Annotated in this window: 14 protein-coding genes; 6 read left to right on the top strand and 8 right to left on the bottom strand. The window is 63.5% G+C overall.

Translation table 11 applies throughout. The annotated features are described in order from the left end of the window. Window positions 1-155 precede the first annotated feature (155 nt). The 6 genes from AAFX91_RS05680 to AAFX91_RS05655 all read right to left on the bottom strand — a co-directional run bounded on the left by AAFX91_RS05680 (window position 156) and on the right by AAFX91_RS05655 (window position 6,349). Window positions 156-908 carry a phosphorylase gene (locus AAFX91_RS05680; protein WP_165420962.1) on the bottom strand — a complete coding sequence of 251 codons (753 nt, stop codon included), beginning with the start codon at window positions 906-908 and terminating at the stop codon, window positions 156-158. Beyond that, a complete protein-coding gene (gene shc / locus AAFX91_RS05675) occupies window positions 905-2,866 on the bottom strand; it encodes a squalene--hopene cyclase (RefSeq protein WP_394565809.1) in 1,962 nt (653 codons plus the stop codon). Before shc ends, AAFX91_RS05680 begins: the two co-directional genes overlap by 4 nt. Window positions 2,867-2,935: 69 nt before the next feature. Continuing rightward, window positions 2,936-4,192, bottom strand: a complete 1,257-nt coding sequence (hpnE, locus tag AAFX91_RS05670; RefSeq protein WP_394565808.1) for a hydroxysqualene dehydroxylase HpnE — start codon at window positions 4,190-4,192, stop codon at window positions 2,936-2,938. 6 nt (window positions 4,193-4,198) lie between these two features. Further along, complete coding sequence (gene hpnD, locus AAFX91_RS05665) at window positions 4,199-5,038, bottom strand: presqualene diphosphate synthase HpnD (RefSeq protein ID WP_394565807.1); 840 nt, start codon at window positions 5,036-5,038, stop codon at window positions 4,199-4,201. Further along, window positions 5,035-5,913, bottom strand: coding sequence for a squalene synthase HpnC (gene hpnC / locus AAFX91_RS05660; protein WP_394565806.1), 879 nt, complete (start codon window positions 5,911-5,913; stop codon window positions 5,035-5,037). The genes hpnD and hpnC overlap by 4 nt, the downstream gene beginning before the upstream one ends. A 196-nt stretch (window positions 5,914-6,109) precedes the next feature. After that, a complete protein-coding gene (locus tag AAFX91_RS05655; protein ID WP_130577159.1) occupies window positions 6,110-6,349 on the bottom strand; it encodes a cysteine rich repeat-containing protein in 240 nt (79 codons plus the stop codon). A 428-nt stretch (window positions 6,350-6,777) separates the two neighbouring features. Between AAFX91_RS05655 and AAFX91_RS05650 the strand changes: the two genes are divergently transcribed. Further along, the gene (locus AAFX91_RS05650; protein WP_130577114.1) at window positions 6,778-7,281 is read left to right on the top strand and encodes a hypothetical protein; all 504 of its coding nucleotides are present in this window, start codon (window positions 6,778-6,780) and stop codon (window positions 7,279-7,281) included. A 48-nt stretch (window positions 7,282-7,329) separates the two neighbouring features. Here the strand turns inward: AAFX91_RS05650 and AAFX91_RS05645 are convergent, their stop codons facing one another. Beyond that, window positions 7,330-7,977 carry a DapH/DapD/GlmU-related protein gene (locus AAFX91_RS05645; protein WP_394565805.1) on the bottom strand — a complete coding sequence of 216 codons (648 nt, stop codon included), beginning with the start codon at window positions 7,975-7,977 and terminating at the stop codon, window positions 7,330-7,332. Then, on the bottom strand, window positions 7,974-8,909 hold the full coding sequence (locus AAFX91_RS05640; protein WP_394565804.1) for a LysR family transcriptional regulator: 936 nt from the start codon (window positions 8,907-8,909) through the stop codon (window positions 7,974-7,976). Before AAFX91_RS05640 ends, AAFX91_RS05645 begins: the two co-directional genes overlap by 4 nt. A gap of 192 nt (window positions 8,910-9,101) precedes the next feature. Between AAFX91_RS05640 and AAFX91_RS05635 the strand changes: the two genes are divergently transcribed. The 5 genes from AAFX91_RS05635 (at window position 9,102) to AAFX91_RS05615 (ending at window position 14,635) form a co-directional block, all read left to right on the top strand. Then, the gene (locus AAFX91_RS05635) at window positions 9,102-10,241 is read left to right on the top strand and encodes a cobalamin-independent methionine synthase II family protein (RefSeq protein ID WP_282529296.1); all 1,140 of its coding nucleotides are present in this window, start codon (window positions 9,102-9,104) and stop codon (window positions 10,239-10,241) included. 165 nt (window positions 10,242-10,406) lie between these two features. Further along, window positions 10,407-11,558: an ABC transporter ATP-binding protein gene (locus tag AAFX91_RS05630; protein ID WP_394565803.1), complete on the top strand. Its 1,152-nt coding sequence runs from the start codon at window positions 10,407-10,409 to the stop codon at window positions 11,556-11,558. After that, window positions 11,551-12,492: a carbohydrate ABC transporter permease gene (locus AAFX91_RS05625; RefSeq protein WP_394565802.1), complete on the top strand. Its 942-nt coding sequence runs from the start codon at window positions 11,551-11,553 to the stop codon at window positions 12,490-12,492. The genes AAFX91_RS05630 and AAFX91_RS05625 overlap by 8 nt, the downstream gene beginning before the upstream one ends. Next, the gene (locus AAFX91_RS05620; protein ID WP_394565801.1) at window positions 12,489-13,325 is read left to right on the top strand and encodes a carbohydrate ABC transporter permease; all 837 of its coding nucleotides are present in this window, start codon (window positions 12,489-12,491) and stop codon (window positions 13,323-13,325) included. Before AAFX91_RS05625 ends, AAFX91_RS05620 begins: the two co-directional genes overlap by 4 nt. 29 nt (window positions 13,326-13,354) lie before the next feature. Further along, window positions 13,355-14,635, top strand: a complete 1,281-nt coding sequence (locus AAFX91_RS05615) for an ABC transporter substrate-binding protein (RefSeq protein WP_130577121.1) — start codon at window positions 13,355-13,357, stop codon at window positions 14,633-14,635. Window positions 14,636-14,704 lie beyond the last annotated feature (69 nt).

Below are 14,704 nucleotides of genomic sequence, written 5' to 3'. Positions count from 1 at the left end.
CGAATAAGCAAAAGGCCCGACCGTCGATGACGGTCGGGCCTTTTGTTTTGTTCGTAGCCCGGGTGGAGCGAAGCGCAACCCGGGATGCCTGTATCTGCGTTTGCGAGCGGTCCCGGGTTACGCTGACGCTTCACCCGGGCTACGGCTCTCAGTGATTATGCCGCCGAGCGAATCATCGGCTCCACGGGGACGAGGGTCTCGCCGCCCAGCAGGAAGCCACGGCAGCCGCGCAAGGAGCGCAGCGCGCGGTTGAAGTCGATTCCGGTCGAGACCAGCGAGCGCAGCGTCAGCGGATTGCGCGCCACGCCGCGCAGGACCTTGCGCAGGTCGATGTCGCCGTTCGGCTTGACCGCGGTCTTCGCCAATTCCGGCAGCGCGCGGTGGGCGGGATCGCTGATCACCCGGAGCGCCGCGAACGGAATGCCCGCCTTGGCCGCGTAGGCAGCGGCAATGTGGCTCTCCATGTCGACGGCGGCAGCGCCGGTTTCCGAGCGCAGCGCCGCCTTGCAGGCCCTGGCCGCAATCACCTGCTCAACCCCGGCGAGCCCACCCCTGACGATCTTGCGGCGCCTCAACGTGGCGCCGGCAACCATCTCCTCGTTCAAGGCCATATCGGCCAGGAATCGGGTGTCGCCGGAAAGCACCTCCGTCGCCACCACGACGTCACCCGATCGCAATGCCGGATCGAGCCCGCCGGCCACGCCGAACGAGATCACGCCGCGGAACGATGACGAATCGAGTGTCGCCAATAGCTCGCGAAGTTGCTGCGGATCGCTGGAACTACAAATGACGATCATGCCCGGCCCCGCCGCGATGCGAGCCTCCTGCACTAATCCCGTCACGATCAAGACCGGCCGCGGATCCAGCATTTTCCCCACAGTCGCGGCGGCCCCCGCCCCCAGATTCACATTCCGACCCCTACCACCCTGCTGTTCGTGTTTCGCAAATTCCGATACCGCGCTAGCGCCCAGAGCGGGAAGAACTTGGAGTAGCCATGATAACGCAAGTAAAACACACGCGGAAAGCCTGTAGCCGTGTAACGCTGCTCCTCCCAGAGTCCTTTTTCGCTCTGTGTGCTTTTTAGGTACTCCACCCCCCCTCGAACTGCGGGGTTTTCGACCTCTCCCGCTGCCATCAGCGCAAGCAAAGCCCATGCCGTCTGCGAGGAGGTCGAAGGCGCGACCTCATAGCCCCGATAGTCGAGCCGATAGCTGACGGCGTCCTCGCCCCAGCCGCCGTCCTGATTCTGGACCGACACCAGCCAGTCGACCGCCTTCCGAATCATCGGGTCCTGATGGTCGACGCCGGCGGCGTTGAGCGCGCAGAGCACCGACCAGGTGCCGTAGATGTAGTTCAGCCCCCAGCGGCCAAACCAGGAACCTTCGGCAAGCTGGGTGCGGCGCAGATAGGCGACGCCATCGGCGACCGCTTTGCTGGTCTTTTCGGTCTCGCCAAGCTGAGCCAGCATCGAGACGCAGCGCGCGGTGACGTCCTCGGTCGGCGGATCGAGCAACGCGCCGTGGTCGGAGAACGGAATGTTGTTGAGGTAATATTCGAGGTTGTTGACGTCGAAGGCGGCCCAGCCGCCGTCGCGGCTCTGCAAGCCCTCGATCCATTCGCGGGCCCGGTCAATCGCCGCGTCATACTCCTTGGTGCCACTGTAGCGACGCGCCCGGTCCATCGACATGACCACCACGGCGGTATCGTCGAGATCGGGATAATGGTCGTTGTTGTACTGGAACGCCCAGCCGCCCGGCCGGACGTTGGGCGCCTTCACCGCCCAGTCGCCCTTGAAATCGAGGACCTGCCGCGGCTTCAACCAGTCGAGCCCCTGCTTGGCCTTGGCAATAGTATCCTCGCCGCCGGCCTCCTGCAGCGCGTGGCACGTCAGCGCAGTGTCCCACACCGGCGATACGCAGGGCTGGCAATAGGCCTCGTTCTCGCGGATCACCAACAGCTTCTCGAGGCCGCGCCGCGTGGCGGCACGCGGCGGATAGTTCTCGTCCTTGCCGAGCGCGTCATACATCATCACGATGTTGGCCATCGGCGGATAGATCGCGCCCATGCCGTCTTCGCCGTTCAACCGCTCTTCGATGAAGGCGAGCGCGGCATCGATCGCGCGCTGGCGCAGCCTCTTGGTAAACAGCGGCTCGACCACGCGCAGCACGCTGTCGAGCCCGCGGAAGAGCAAGAACCAGCCCCAGCTCTGATGCGGCGCCTTCGGAGGCATGCCGACCGACTTGGGATCCTCCAGGAACAGTTCGTCGAGGCCGATGCCCTTCGGGTTCTTGGCCCGCGGCTTCAGCGCGGCCAACACCATCAGCGGCACCATCGTGGTGCGCGCCCAGTAAGAGATCTTGGCGATGTGGAACGGCGACCACATCGGCAGCAGCATGATCTCGACCGGCAGCACCGGCGTCGCGCGCCAGGTCACGACGCCAAACAGCGCCAGCAGGAAGCGGGTGAAGACGTTGCTCGCCGCCGCGCCGCCGCGCGAACGGATCGCTTCGCGCGCTTTCACCATATGCGGCGCGTCGATGGAATCGCCGATCACCTTCAGCGCGAAATAGGCCTTCACGCTCGCGCTCATATCGAACGGACCGTCATGCACCAATGGCCAGCCGCCATGGGCGCCCTGCACGCGGCGGAGGTAGTTGCCGATCTTCGCCTCCAGCACGCTGTCGACGGGCTCGCCGAGATAGTGGCACAGCAGCACATATTCCGCCGGGATCGTGCTGTCGGCCTCGAGTTCGAACACCCAATGTCCGTCGGATTGCCGATGGCCGAGCAGCGCCTCGGTCGCCGTGGAGATGCTCTTCTCCAGTGCGACCGGATCGACGGCGGCGGTATCGTTGACGGCATCCATCTTGTTCGATTTCTCCTTCGATTGAGCTCGCTTCTACGGCTCGCGTAGCATGATCAGTGCTTGGCCAAATCAGTGCCGGGCCAGAACCAAATCGGCGGCACGGTCACCGGACCGCACCGATCCCTCGATCGTTGCCGGCAATCCCGTATCAGTCCAATCGCCGGCGAGAAACAGGTTTTTGTAGGCCGTGACCGCGCCGGGCCGCAGAGCGTGCTGTTCCGGCGTGGCTTCGAATGTGGCACGGCGCTCGCGCACGATCTGCCAAGCGGGCAAAGGCGGCAATTCGCCGGAAATGCCGGCGGCCTTGCAGACATCGCGCCAGATCGCCTGTGCCAGTTCCTCGCGCGGCATGTCGACGAGACGATCACCATTGCTGATCGTGACCGAGAGCCGCTGCGGGAACGCGAACAACCATTCGACGAGGCCACCGATCACGCCCAGGATCGGCGCGGCATTGGGCGGCGGATCGAAGCGGAAATGCGCGTTCACGATAGCGCGGAATTTGGTCGGCGTCTTCAGGCCCGGCACCAGCGATGCCGCAGCGCGCGGCGGCACTGCGAGCACCACCGCGTCAGTAGGCGCAAGATCGATCATGTCGTCGCCGAATTTCAGCTCGCTGACATGATCGGACACCGTGCCGAACTGCCGCAGCTCATGGCTGAACCGCACGCTCGAACCCCTCTCCTGCAGCAGCTTCACCGCGGGTTCGATCAAGACCGAGCTCAATCCGTCGCGCGCAATCAGCGGCCGGCAGGACTCGCCGCCGGCAAGCAGCGTCTCGCGTACGATCGCACCGGCCAATCCCGCGGAGCCCTCGGGCGGGTCGACATTGAGCGCGGCGAGCAACAGCGGCTGCACCAGACGATCGTACAGCGTGCCGTTGCATGCGATGGTATCGCCGACCCGCTTGTCGGTGCCGACCCAGGCGAGTGGCGCCAGCGCGAGGTAGTCGCGTAAGCCCGTATCGGGGACGCGGCGCGCTTCGTCGAACACCCAGAGCGGCAAGCGGGAAGAGCCAAGATCGAGTTCCCAGCGCTTGCCGGTTGCAAGATCGACAAAGGGAAATTTCGCGCGTTCCGGCCCGACCAGCCCGGCCTCGGTGCCGATCGACTTTGCATAGGCCAGCGCATGGCGGTTGCCGGACAGCATCAGGTGATTGCCGTTGTCGATGGTGAGATTGGTGGCGGCGTCGAAATAAGAGCGGCAGCGGCCGCCGGCCTGCTGCGTCGCCTCGTGGACGTGCACCGTGTAGTTCGCTTTGGCGAGCCGAACGGCCGCCGAGAGGCCTGAAATACCGGCGCCGATGATATGAACGGTCTTTTGCATCAGATGTCAGATGAACGCGTAACGAAGAAGAATGCCGATCTTTTGCATCTTGCCGACGCGAACGGGCTCGCGTGGCGTTGCAAAACCCCGGGCGATCAGGAGATCGAGGATCGCGCGATAATATTTCGACATGATCCGTGGCGCGCGCACCGCGCGCCGCGAATTACGCTTCATGATGTCATCCGCCTTCTCGAAATGTTTTTTCGCGCGCTCAGCCAGCGGCAGGCACACTCTCGGCAAGTTGCGCTCGGCGATCACCCGCTGGGGGTCGTCAGATGTAATGCCGGCATGCAACAGCATCTCGCGCGGCAGATAGAGCCGGCCGAGGCCGGCATCCTCATCGACGTCGCGCAGGATGTTGGTGAGCTGCAGCGCGCGGCCAAGATGATGCGCGAGCTGGATGCCGTCGTCCTCGGGCAGGCCGAACACCCGCACCGAGAGCCGGCCGACGGCGCTCGCCACGCGGTCGCAATAGAGATCGAGCGTCGCCATGTCGGGCGCGCGGATGTCCTGCGGCACATCCATCTCCATGCCGTCGACGATGGCAAGAAAGTCCTCGCGCTTCAGGCCGAAGGACCTGACCGAGCCGACATAGTCCTTGAGCCGCGGCGGCGGATTGCCCTGATACAGCGCATCGATGTCCTCACGCCATTGCTGCAACGCGGCCAGCCGCTCGGCGCGCGGGCCGTCGGAATCGGCGATGTCGTCGACCTGGCGGCAAAAGCTGTAGATCTGGAACATCGCGTCGCGCTGGGCGCGCGGCAGGATCCGCATCGCGGCGTAGAACGAACTGCCGGACGCGGTGGTGCCATAGTCTGCGTTGGCCGCCGCCGTCTCAACGCTCATGCGCCGGCCGCCGTTTTTGACACCGGCCGGCGCCCAACGGCGCGGCGAGCCAACTCGCCGGCGACGCCGCCGAGGCTGGAGCCGAGCATTGCGAGCGGACTGAGATGCACGCGCTCGCTGAGGGGATCGCGCACCTTCAGCATGTTCACGATCCTGTCGGCGAATGCCTGGATCACCGATATCTCCAGACCCAACCGCAAATCCTTCACCTCGGCGGCGAGCGATTTGCTTTCGGCAAGCAGCGTCTCGGTGCGCACCGCCAGCGCCTGCAGGCATTGCAGCAGCGGCGGTGGAGACTTCGGCTCCCCGAGCATCTCGACGGTGGCGCCGGATGCGGCCAGCGCATCGCGCGGGAGGTAGATACGGTTGAGATTCTTGTAGTCCTTGGCGCAATCCTGCAGGTGATTGTTGATCTGCAGGCCCGCGCACAGCGCATCCGACGCAGTCCAGGTGGACGTACTCTCGCCGTGGACATCGAGCATGAAGCGGCCGACCGGCATCGCCGAGTACCGGCAGTAATGAATCACCTCGTCCCAGTTCTCGTACCGCAGCTTTGTCACGTCCATGCGGAACGCGACCAGCACGTCGAGCGCGTGGCGTGGCGGCATCGCGCGCTCGGCGAGTGCCCGGCGCAGGTTGACGGCTTCCTTTTGGGTGTCGCCCTCGCCCAAGAGCTCCTTCTCGAGCAGGTCGAGATAATGGAGCTTTTCATCCGCCGGCAACGTTGCATGGTCGGCGATATCGTCGGCGGTGCGGACGAAATTATAGAAGGAAAGGATCAGGGCGCGGTGACGCGGATGAATGATCCACGACGCGACCGGAAAATTCTCGTCGCGGTGGGTCTTCCCGGATCGCAGTTCGCTCGCGCTTGTCATCAGGAACCGGCCACATTCGCCCTGGCTAAGGCGCATGCGCCAGAAGTTGCGCGCATGCGGTGGATTGCGTGCCCCATATAGGGGAATACGCGACCAAAACCAATGCTGTATGGGCAACGTGCGCGGCGCCTGTGCCCAATATCACACACTGGGCACAGGCTCTCTTGCGGCAATTTTTCGCGTGCAAAATACGGTGTTACTGCCCGTGGCTCTTCAATACCTGGTCGCAGGCCGCGCTGATCTTGGTGCGGTTCTCCTTCAGGCAGGCGAGGATCGTGAAATCGCCCTGATCGATCACCGCGCGGCAGTGCTTCTGAACGTCGCGGGTGCAGGCCTTCTGTTCCTCCGGCGTGCCGCTGCGCGATTGCTGCTGGGCGAAGGCGTCAGATGAAAGCGGGATCGACAACAGCGTGAGGGCCAATAGAACTTTACGCATCATATTCCTTCATTTCCGACAGCAAAAAACCCTTTTCCGGAAGTTGCGTTCGGCAGAACCCGGCATGGATTTGTTGGGATTTGCGCCGCCGCGTAGCAAAGCGACGAAGAAAGGACAAGCGCCGCTAAATGCGGCCAAATTTGCGGTGCTGTAAAGGGCCATCTAATCGGTTGAAAAACCAAGAAGTTTTTTCCGATCACGGTTCGCTACAGACTGTTGCAGCGCAGATGCCGATATCGGATGGACAGACATGAAGTGAGATGCTTCTTGATTCTGTCGAACAAAAATGGCGTGTTTCACTCGATTCCACCGGCTATGACAGGCAGGGTGGGTCGTTTGAACCTGTGGGATCGCGATCAACACTAAGTGTTCGATGCGGCGAGGCGTATCTTGAAGAAGATCGTCGATTTTTGATGGGAAAACTCACAATGAAGCGGTTTGGTTTGGGCTTGTTCGGTCGCGCGATCACAGCGGCCGGCATTGGCGCGGTGGTCATGTTGTCGGCCGGCACGGGCAACGCCCAATCGTCGGGACCATTCGCCGGCTTTGACGGATCATGGAGCGGTTCGGGCACCGTTGCGCTCTCCAACGGCACCACCGAACGGATCCGGTGCAAGGCCAGCTACAAGGTCAACGCCACCGGGCTTGGCCTGAAGCAGAGCCTGAATTGCGCCAGCGACAGCTACAAGTTCGACCTCTCCAGCGACGTGACGAGCCAGGGTGAGCGCATCTCCGGCAACTGGAGCGAGAGGAGCCGCAACATCTTCGGCAACCTGCAGGGCACCGCGGGCGGTGGCCAGATCGAGGTGTTCGTCGAGGCGTCCGGATTCGCCGCCACGCTGAACCTGCGCGCCCACGGCAACAGGCAGGTCGTGCAGATCGACTCCAAGGGCGAGATCCGCGGCGTCAACATCACCCTGACGAAGGGCTGATACGGCCGCGAATTCTGTGGCCCGGGTGAAGCGACAGCGTAACCCGGGCTACGACGCTGTCGCAGCACCGTCCCAGCGCGCGCAGAAGGCCTCGATGTCGGTCGACTGGAATTCGCCGAGGCGCGCCATGATCGTCTCGAACGGCCAATCCCACCAGGCGATCCGTGCAAGCTGCGCCGCGATCTTGCGATTGAACCGCTCGCGGATCTGGCGGGCCGGCACGCCGCCGACGATGGTATAAGGCGCCACATCGCGCGTCACCACGGCGCCCGCCGCCAGCACCGCGCCGTCCCCCACCGTAACACCGGGCAGGACGATAGCGGCGTGGCCGATCCACACATCATTGCCGATCACCACCCGATCGCCCCGCCGCTCGGCGAAGAAGGCGCGATCACGCTCGGCCGTCTCGGAGTAATATTCGGGGCAATAGGTGAAACGGTGCAGCGACGGACGGTCGATCGGATGGTTCGGTGCGCCGATCCGGACCTGCGCGGCGATCGCACAGAACCGGCCGATCTCGGCATCCCCGACCATGCAGCCAGGGCCGAGATAGGAGAAATCGCCGAGCTCCGAATACTCGACGGAGGTATCGCCGAGTATCTCGCAGCACTTGCCGATCGTGCTCTCGCGCAGCTTGACCGTCGGCTCGATGACGGTCTCGGCGATCTTCGGGCGCGGACGCGGCGCTTCATTCATTTTGCTGTTTTCCTGTTTCGTGAGAGCGGCACCTGGTCCCGCCCCTCAACTTCATTTCCGATATCCAGCACCTCCCGGGCGACGTCAATGAAACTTCGCACGAAGCGCAGCTCGCGCTTATCGACCGGAGCAAGCAGATAATTCGCGTAAGTCTCGTTCATGTCGGTGATCTCAATGCCGATCAGCTCACTCGATGCCGACATGCTGTCATCAAGCAGCAGGCCGACGCCGATCCCATGCAGCACCGCCTCCTTCACGACAGGAAACGTGGTGGTCTTCACAAGGCGTGTCAGGGTGATGCCGAGTTCACCGCATTTCTGATGCAGCAGGCGCTGCGTCAGAGACCCGTCCTCGGGCACGATCACCGCCTCCTCCGCGAGGTCGCGCAGCGAGAGCTTCTTGCGGCGTGCAAATCGATGGTCCCGACGCACATAGGCGTGGTAGCGCGTCCTCGCCAACGGCAGGCTGTAGAGCTGCTCATCGATCACCGGCTCGGTGACGATGGCGACATCGACGGCGCGTTCATGCAAACGTTGCATTGCCAGTGTCCAGCTCACGAGCGTGAACTCGATCTGAACGCGCGGGAATAGGGTCGCATAGCGGGCGATCACTGGCATCGCTGGCCGCGGCGCGTTGGCAACCACGCTCAAATGGCCCGCGGCGATCTCGCTGTAGTTGGCGACTTTCTCCTCGATCAATTGCTCCAGGTTGCGCAGCCTGTCCGAGACGGCAAACAGCTCGCGACCGGCGCGCGTCAGCTCCAGTCCGTCGCGGCGACGTACGAAGAGCTTGGTTCCCATCGTGCGTTCAAGATTTGCGACGTGCTGGGTCACCGACGATTGGGTGACGCCAAGCTTTTCCGCCGCACGGGTGAAACTGCCTTCCCGTGCGGACTGGGTGAAGGCGCTGATCTGATAAGGATTTGCCCGCATAGGGCCGAACTCGCCACCACAGTCGAACAACCTGCGCTGCTCTCGCCATTAGCATGGCTAATATGACGTCACGGTGACGTTAATCTGGCTGGTTACTGCAGCGCCGATCCGAAATCGAACGGGGACCGCACCGCGATGGTGCGCTCAACGACCGACGCCCGATCTTTCGTGACCAAGGCCAGGAGGAACGACATGCACTCAGGCGCTTCCAGGATACTGACCACCCATGTCGGCAGCCTGCCGCGTCCGCCCGAACTCGAGGCGATGCTGCTGCGCCGGGAGAAGCACGAACTCGACCCGAGCGGTTTGCGACAATTACCGGGTGCGATCGAAGACGCCGTGACGTCGGTCGTACGTCGCCAGGCCGAGCTTGGCATCGACATCGTTTGCGATGGCGAGATGAGCAAATATGCTTACGCGACATATGCACGCGAGCGGATGACCGGCCTCGAGGGCGAAGATCAGCCGCTGGCGCTTTCCGAACTGTCGGAATTTCCGAACTTCGCGCAGCGCATCAAGCTCGACATCAAGACGCCGGCCTGCGTCGGACCGGTGAGCTATGTCGGCGGAGACGCCCTGGCGACCGACATCAGCAACCTGAAGGCCGCGCTCGATGCGGCGAATGTCGAGAGCGCGTTCATGAGTGCGTCGTCGCCAGGAATCATGGGGCACTACATGCCCAATCGGTACTACGCCTCGCAGGACGCGTATCTGGAAGCTCTCGCAGAGGCGATGAAGCGCGAGTACGACGCCATCGTGGCCGCCGGCCTGTTGCTGCAGATCGATTGCCCGGACCTCGCCCTTGGCCGGCACTTCCGCGCCACGCCGGCGACGATTGCCGATTTCCGCAACGAGATCGCCATGCTGATCGAAATTCTCAATCACGCGCTACGGGACATTCCGCCCGAACGCATGCGCCTGCATCTGTGCTGGGGCAACTACGAATCTCCTCATCATCACGACATCGAACTGTCCGAGATCCTGGACCTGATCCTGAAGGTTCGACCGGCTGCGCTGCTGATCGAGGCTGCCAATCCGCGGCATGCGCATGAATGGTCCGTGTTCGCCGAGACCCCGCTGCCCGAGGACAAGATTCTGGTGCCGGGCGTAATCGACACCTGCACCAACTATATCGAGCACCCCGAAGTGGTGGCGCAGCATATCGAACGCTATGCCGGCATAGTCGGGCGCGAACGCGTGATCGCGGGCACCGATTGCGGCTTCGCAAGCTTCGCGACGCTGCATACGGTCGATCCTGAGATCGCCTGGCGCAAGCTGGAAGCGCTGGTGCAAGGCGCCGAGATCGCGTCACGGCGACTTTGGAAGAACTGACGAACGCGATCGATCTCGCATCGCGTCGCCGACGATCGATGCGGGCGGCGATTTACCGCACGGGAAGCCGGTACTCGGCTCGAGAAGTATTTCAATCCGTCACGCGAGCGTCAGATGCGCTCCTTAACGCTAGCGCAGCCGACCAAAGCCTGAGGAATAGATTGAATGGCGAAAATTGAGCTTTCCGCTGTCCGCAAATCCTTTGATGGCACGGAGATCCTGAAGGGCGTCGACCTCAGGATCGAGGATGGCGAGTTCATCTCGCTGGTCGGTCCCTCCGGCTGTGGCAAATCAACGTTGCTGCGCGTGATCGCGGGTCTCGAGCCGCAGACCGCCGGCGAAGTCAGGATCGACGGGGTCGCCGCCGACGGGATCAGGCCGAGCGCGCGCAACCTTGCGATGGTGTTTCAGTCCTATGCGCTGTATCCGCACCTGAGCGCGTTCGACAATATCGCGGTGCCCTTGCGCATGCGGCGCCTCTCGGCGATCGAGCGCCTGCCGCTCGTCGGGGCACTGCTGCCGAGCCGGCGCCGCAAGGAACGCGGCATCCGCGAGGATGTGGCAGGGGTCGCCGAGCAGCTCGAAATCGCGCATTTGCTTGGCCGCAAGCCGGCGCAACTGTCGGGCGGGCAGCGGCAGCGCATCGCAGTCGGACGCGCCATCGTGCGCCAGCCGGTGGCCTTCCTGTTCGACGAGCCGCTGTCGAACCTCGACGCCAAGCTGCGCGTGCATATGCGCGCCGAGCTCGCGCAACTGCACCGGCGGCTGAACACCACCTTCGTCTACGTCACCCACGACCAGGCCGAGGCGATGACGATGTCGAGCCGGATCGCCATGATGATCGGCGGCGAGCTGGTACAGGTCGGCACGCCCGCCGACATCTACGACAACCCGCGCGACATACGCGTCGCCGAATTCGTCGGTAGCCCGAAGATCAACATCCTGCCCGGACGGATCCGCGACGACGGTCGCATCGAGGCGCTCGACGTTGCGCTGCGGCTGACGAGTTCTGCTGTGCCTGGCCCCTGCCGGATCGGCGTGCGTCCGGAGCGGATCGAGCTCGGCAGTGGGCCGTTCGCCGGCCACGTCGTACACGCCGAAAACATGGGCTCGGAAGCGTTCGTGCATCTCGGCGTCAACGGCAGTGACGCGCGTCTCGTGGCGCGCATCGACGACCCGAGGCGGCTGCCGCCGATCGCAACGCAGGTCTCATTCGGCTTCGCGACGGACGCCGTGCGCGCCTTCGACCCCGAGGGCAAGCGGATCGAGGTCGAGATCGAGCATGCCGAGCGCGTGCGGGAGCGGGCCATTGTCTGACGCCGCAACCATCGACACCCCCGTCGTCGCCACGCCGGCTGCACGCGCCGCCCCGCAAAAACGCAATCAGCGGGCGCTGACGGCCTACGGCCTGGTCGCACCGGCATTCACGCTGATGCTGCTCATGCTGCTCGGCCCGCTCGCGAGCGTGATCGCCCTCTCCTTCACCGACTATCAGCTCGGCGCGCCTGCCTTCTCCTGGATCGGCCTTGCCAACTACCAGGAGATGTTCGCCGACCGGGTGTTCTGGATCTCGCTCCGCAACACGCTGACCTATGTGGTGATCGTGGTGCCCGGCGCCGTGACGCTCGGGCTCGGCATCGCGCTTCTGATCGAAAGCGGCACCAGCCTGCGCGGCCTCTACCGCACCATCTATTTCCTGCCGGTGATGGCAACGCTGATCGCGATGGCGGTGGTCTGGGAGTTCATGCTGCATCCGCAGTTCGGCCTGGTGAACGGGCTGTTGCGGGGCGCCGGCCTGCCGGCCTTTAGCTGGCTGCAGGACCGCGGCACCGCGCTCTATGCGCTCTGCGCGATCGGCATCTGGCAGGCGGTCGGCTTCAACATGGTGCTGTTCCTCGCCGGCCTGGTCTCGATCCCGAAGCAGCTTTACGAGGCCGCCGAGATCGACGGCGCGGCGAGCGCCTGGGCGCGGTTTCGCCTGGTGACCTGGCCGATGCTTGGCCCCGTGACGACCTTCGTGATCGTGATCAGCGGCATCCGCTCGTTCCAGGTGTTCGACACCGTGCACATCCTGACCAAGGGTGGGCCGTCGAAATCCTCCGAGGTGCTGATCCACACCATGTACACTGAGGGATTCGAGTTCTTCCGCTCGGGCTACGGCGCCGCGCTGACGGTCGTGTTCCTGGTGTTCGTCCTCCTGCTCACCTTGATCAAAGCGAGGCTCGCCGACCGCGGCGTGCAAACCGCATGAAGAATCTCCGCGCGATTCCGCTCTGGCCTGCCGTCCGCCATTTGCTCCTGATCACGGGCGCGGTGGTGCTGCTGGCCCCGTTCATCTGGATGGTCTCGACCGCGTCGAAGCCGCCGGAGGAAGTGTTCTCCAGCGAACTGCACCTGATCCCGCATCATTTCGCGCTGTGGGACAATTTGAAGGTCGCCTTCGCCAAGGCCAATCTCTGGCGCTTCCTGCTCAACGGCGTGATCGTCACCGTCTCGATGTTCGTGCTGCAGGTGCTGATCGCGCTGCCCGCCGCCTATGCGCTGGCGAAGCTGCGCTTCCTCGGCCGTGACACGCTGTTCGCGCTGGTGCTGTTCGGAATCCTGATTCCGCCACAGGCCACCGCGATCCCGGTATTCCTGCTGCTGCACAAGCTCGGCCTGCTCGACAGTTACGCCGCGCTCGTCCTGCCCTTTACGATCTCGGTGTTCGGCATTTTCCTGATGCGCCAGTTCTTCAAGTCGGTCCCCGACGATCTCGTCGACGCCGCGCGCATGGACGGCATCTCCGAGTTCGGCATCGTCTGGCGGGTGATGCTGCCCGCCGCCATCCCCGCGGTCACCGCCTTCGGCATCTTCTCCGTGGTCGCGCATTGGAACGACTATTTCTGGCCGCTGATCGTGCTCAACAGCGAGCAGTTGCGCACGCCGCCGCTGGCAGTGGCGCATTTCCGCAACAACGAGGCCGGCACCAATTACGGCCCGCTGATGGCGGCGGCGATGGTGATCATCGCGCCGCTCCTGATCGCCTTCCTGCTCGCGCAACGCCGCTTCATCGAAGGCATCACGCTGACCGGAATCAAGTAACGCGTCACCTCAAACAGGGAGCCTGTCCTATGCTGAAATCGTTAATCGCCGGAGCCGTGCTGTCGCTTGCCGCCAGCGCGTCGCTGGCACAACCGCAGACCGAAATCGTGCTGCAATATCCGTATCCAGAACTGTTTGCCGAGACTCACAAGCGCATCGCCGAAGAGTTCGCCAAGGAGCGGCCGGACATCAAGATCACGCTGCGCGCGCCTTACGAATCCTACGAGGACGGCACCCAGAAGGTGCTGCGCGAAGCCGTCACGAACCAGATGCCCGATGTCACCTTCCAGGGCCTGAATCGCATCCGCGTGCTCGTCGACAAGAACATCCCGGCCCAGCTCGACGATTTCATCGCCGCCGAGAAGGATTTCGACCGCCAGGGCTTCCACCAGGCGATGTTCGACATCGGCACGGCGAGCGGCAAGATCTACGCCCTGCCCTTCGCGATCTCGCTGCCGATCGTCTATGTCAATCTCGACCTGTTGAAGCAGGCCGGGGGCGATCCGAACAACCTGCCGAAAACCTGGGATGAACTGATCGCGCAGGCAAAGAAAATCAAAGCGCTCGGCCCTGATATCAACGGTGTGACCTATGTCTGGGACATCACCGGCAACTGGCTGTGGCAGGCGCCGGTGTTTGCGCGCGGCGGCACCATGCTAAATGCCGATGAGACGAAAGTGGCCTTCAACGGCCCCGAAGGGCAGTTCGCGATCCGGATGCTCGCCCGCCTCGTCAACGAAGGCGGCATGCCGAACCTCGACCAGCCCGCGATGCGCGCGGCCTTTGCCGCCGGCAAGACCGGTTTCCACATCACCTCGACCTCCGATCTGAACAAGGTCACGCAGATGATCGGCGGCAAGTTCGAATTGAAGACCCACACCTTCCCCGACGTCGTGTCGCCGAACGGCCGCCTGCCGGCTGGCGGCAATGTCGTGATGATCCTGTCCAAAGACAAAGCGAAGCGCGACGCCGCCTGGGAAGTGGTGAAGTTCTGGGCCGGACCGAAGGGCGCGGCGATCATGGCCGAGACCACCGGCTACATGCCGGCCAACAAGGTCGCCAACGAAGTCTACCTGAAGGACTTCTACAGCAAGAACCCGAACAACTACACCGCGGTGAGCCAGATGGCGCTGCTCACCAAGTGGTACGCGTTCCCCGGCGACAACGGGTTGAAGATCACCGACGTGATCAAGGACCACATGAACTCGATCATCAGCGGCGCCCGCTCCAAGGAGCCCGATGCGGTGCTCGCCGAGATGACCGCCGACGTGCAGAAGCTGCTGCCGAAGACCACCGGCGCGACGCGCTAGGCCGTGTGGACTCTTGGGATTCTCAAATCAGATTGAACGTGATTCAAGGCTTTCTTTTAGGAGGAAGCC

This window comes from Bradyrhizobium sp. 31Argb (assembly GCF_043638955.1).
In the GTDB taxonomy this organism is placed as follows: Bacteria; Pseudomonadota; Alphaproteobacteria; order Rhizobiales; family Xanthobacteraceae; genus Bradyrhizobium.
Note: the sequence above shows the minus strand (reverse complement) of the source record. Positions and strands in the feature narration are given on the sequence as shown.

What these genes read in the sequence shown, in the direction of transcription:
- AAFX91_RS05615 (WP_130577121.1), top strand. Translation starts at nt 13,355, where the DNA reads ATGCTGAAATCGTTAATCGCCGGAGCCGTGCTGTCGCTTGCCGCCAGC.
- shc (WP_394565809.1), bottom strand. Translation starts at nt 2,866, where the DNA reads ATGGATGCCGTCAACGATACCGCCGCCGTCGATCCGGTCGCACTGGAG.
- AAFX91_RS05650 (WP_130577114.1), top strand. Translation starts at nt 6,778, where the DNA reads ATGAAGCGGTTTGGTTTGGGCTTGTTCGGTCGCGCGATCACAGCGGCC.
- hpnC (WP_394565806.1), bottom strand. Translation starts at nt 5,913, where the DNA reads ATGACAAGCGCGAGCGAACTGCGATCCGGGAAGACCCACCGCGACGAG.
- hpnD (WP_394565807.1), bottom strand. Translation starts at nt 5,038, where the DNA reads ATGAGCGTTGAGACGGCGGCGGCCAACGCAGACTATGGCACCACCGCG.
- AAFX91_RS05655 (WP_130577159.1), bottom strand. Translation starts at nt 6,349, where the DNA reads ATGCGTAAAGTTCTATTGGCCCTCACGCTGTTGTCGATCCCGCTTTCA.
- hpnE (WP_394565808.1), bottom strand. Translation starts at nt 4,192, where the DNA reads ATGCAAAAGACCGTTCATATCATCGGCGCCGGTATTTCAGGCCTCTCG.
- AAFX91_RS05645 (WP_394565805.1), bottom strand. Translation starts at nt 7,977, where the DNA reads ATGAATGAAGCGCCGCGTCCGCGCCCGAAGATCGCCGAGACCGTCATC.
- AAFX91_RS05640 (WP_394565804.1), bottom strand. Translation starts at nt 8,909, where the DNA reads ATGCGGGCAAATCCTTATCAGATCAGCGCCTTCACCCAGTCCGCACGG.
- AAFX91_RS05635 (WP_282529296.1), top strand. Translation starts at nt 9,102, where the DNA reads ATGCACTCAGGCGCTTCCAGGATACTGACCACCCATGTCGGCAGCCTG.
- AAFX91_RS05620 (WP_394565801.1), top strand. Translation starts at nt 12,489, where the DNA reads ATGAAGAATCTCCGCGCGATTCCGCTCTGGCCTGCCGTCCGCCATTTG.
- AAFX91_RS05630 (WP_394565803.1), top strand. Translation starts at nt 10,407, where the DNA reads ATGGCGAAAATTGAGCTTTCCGCTGTCCGCAAATCCTTTGATGGCACG.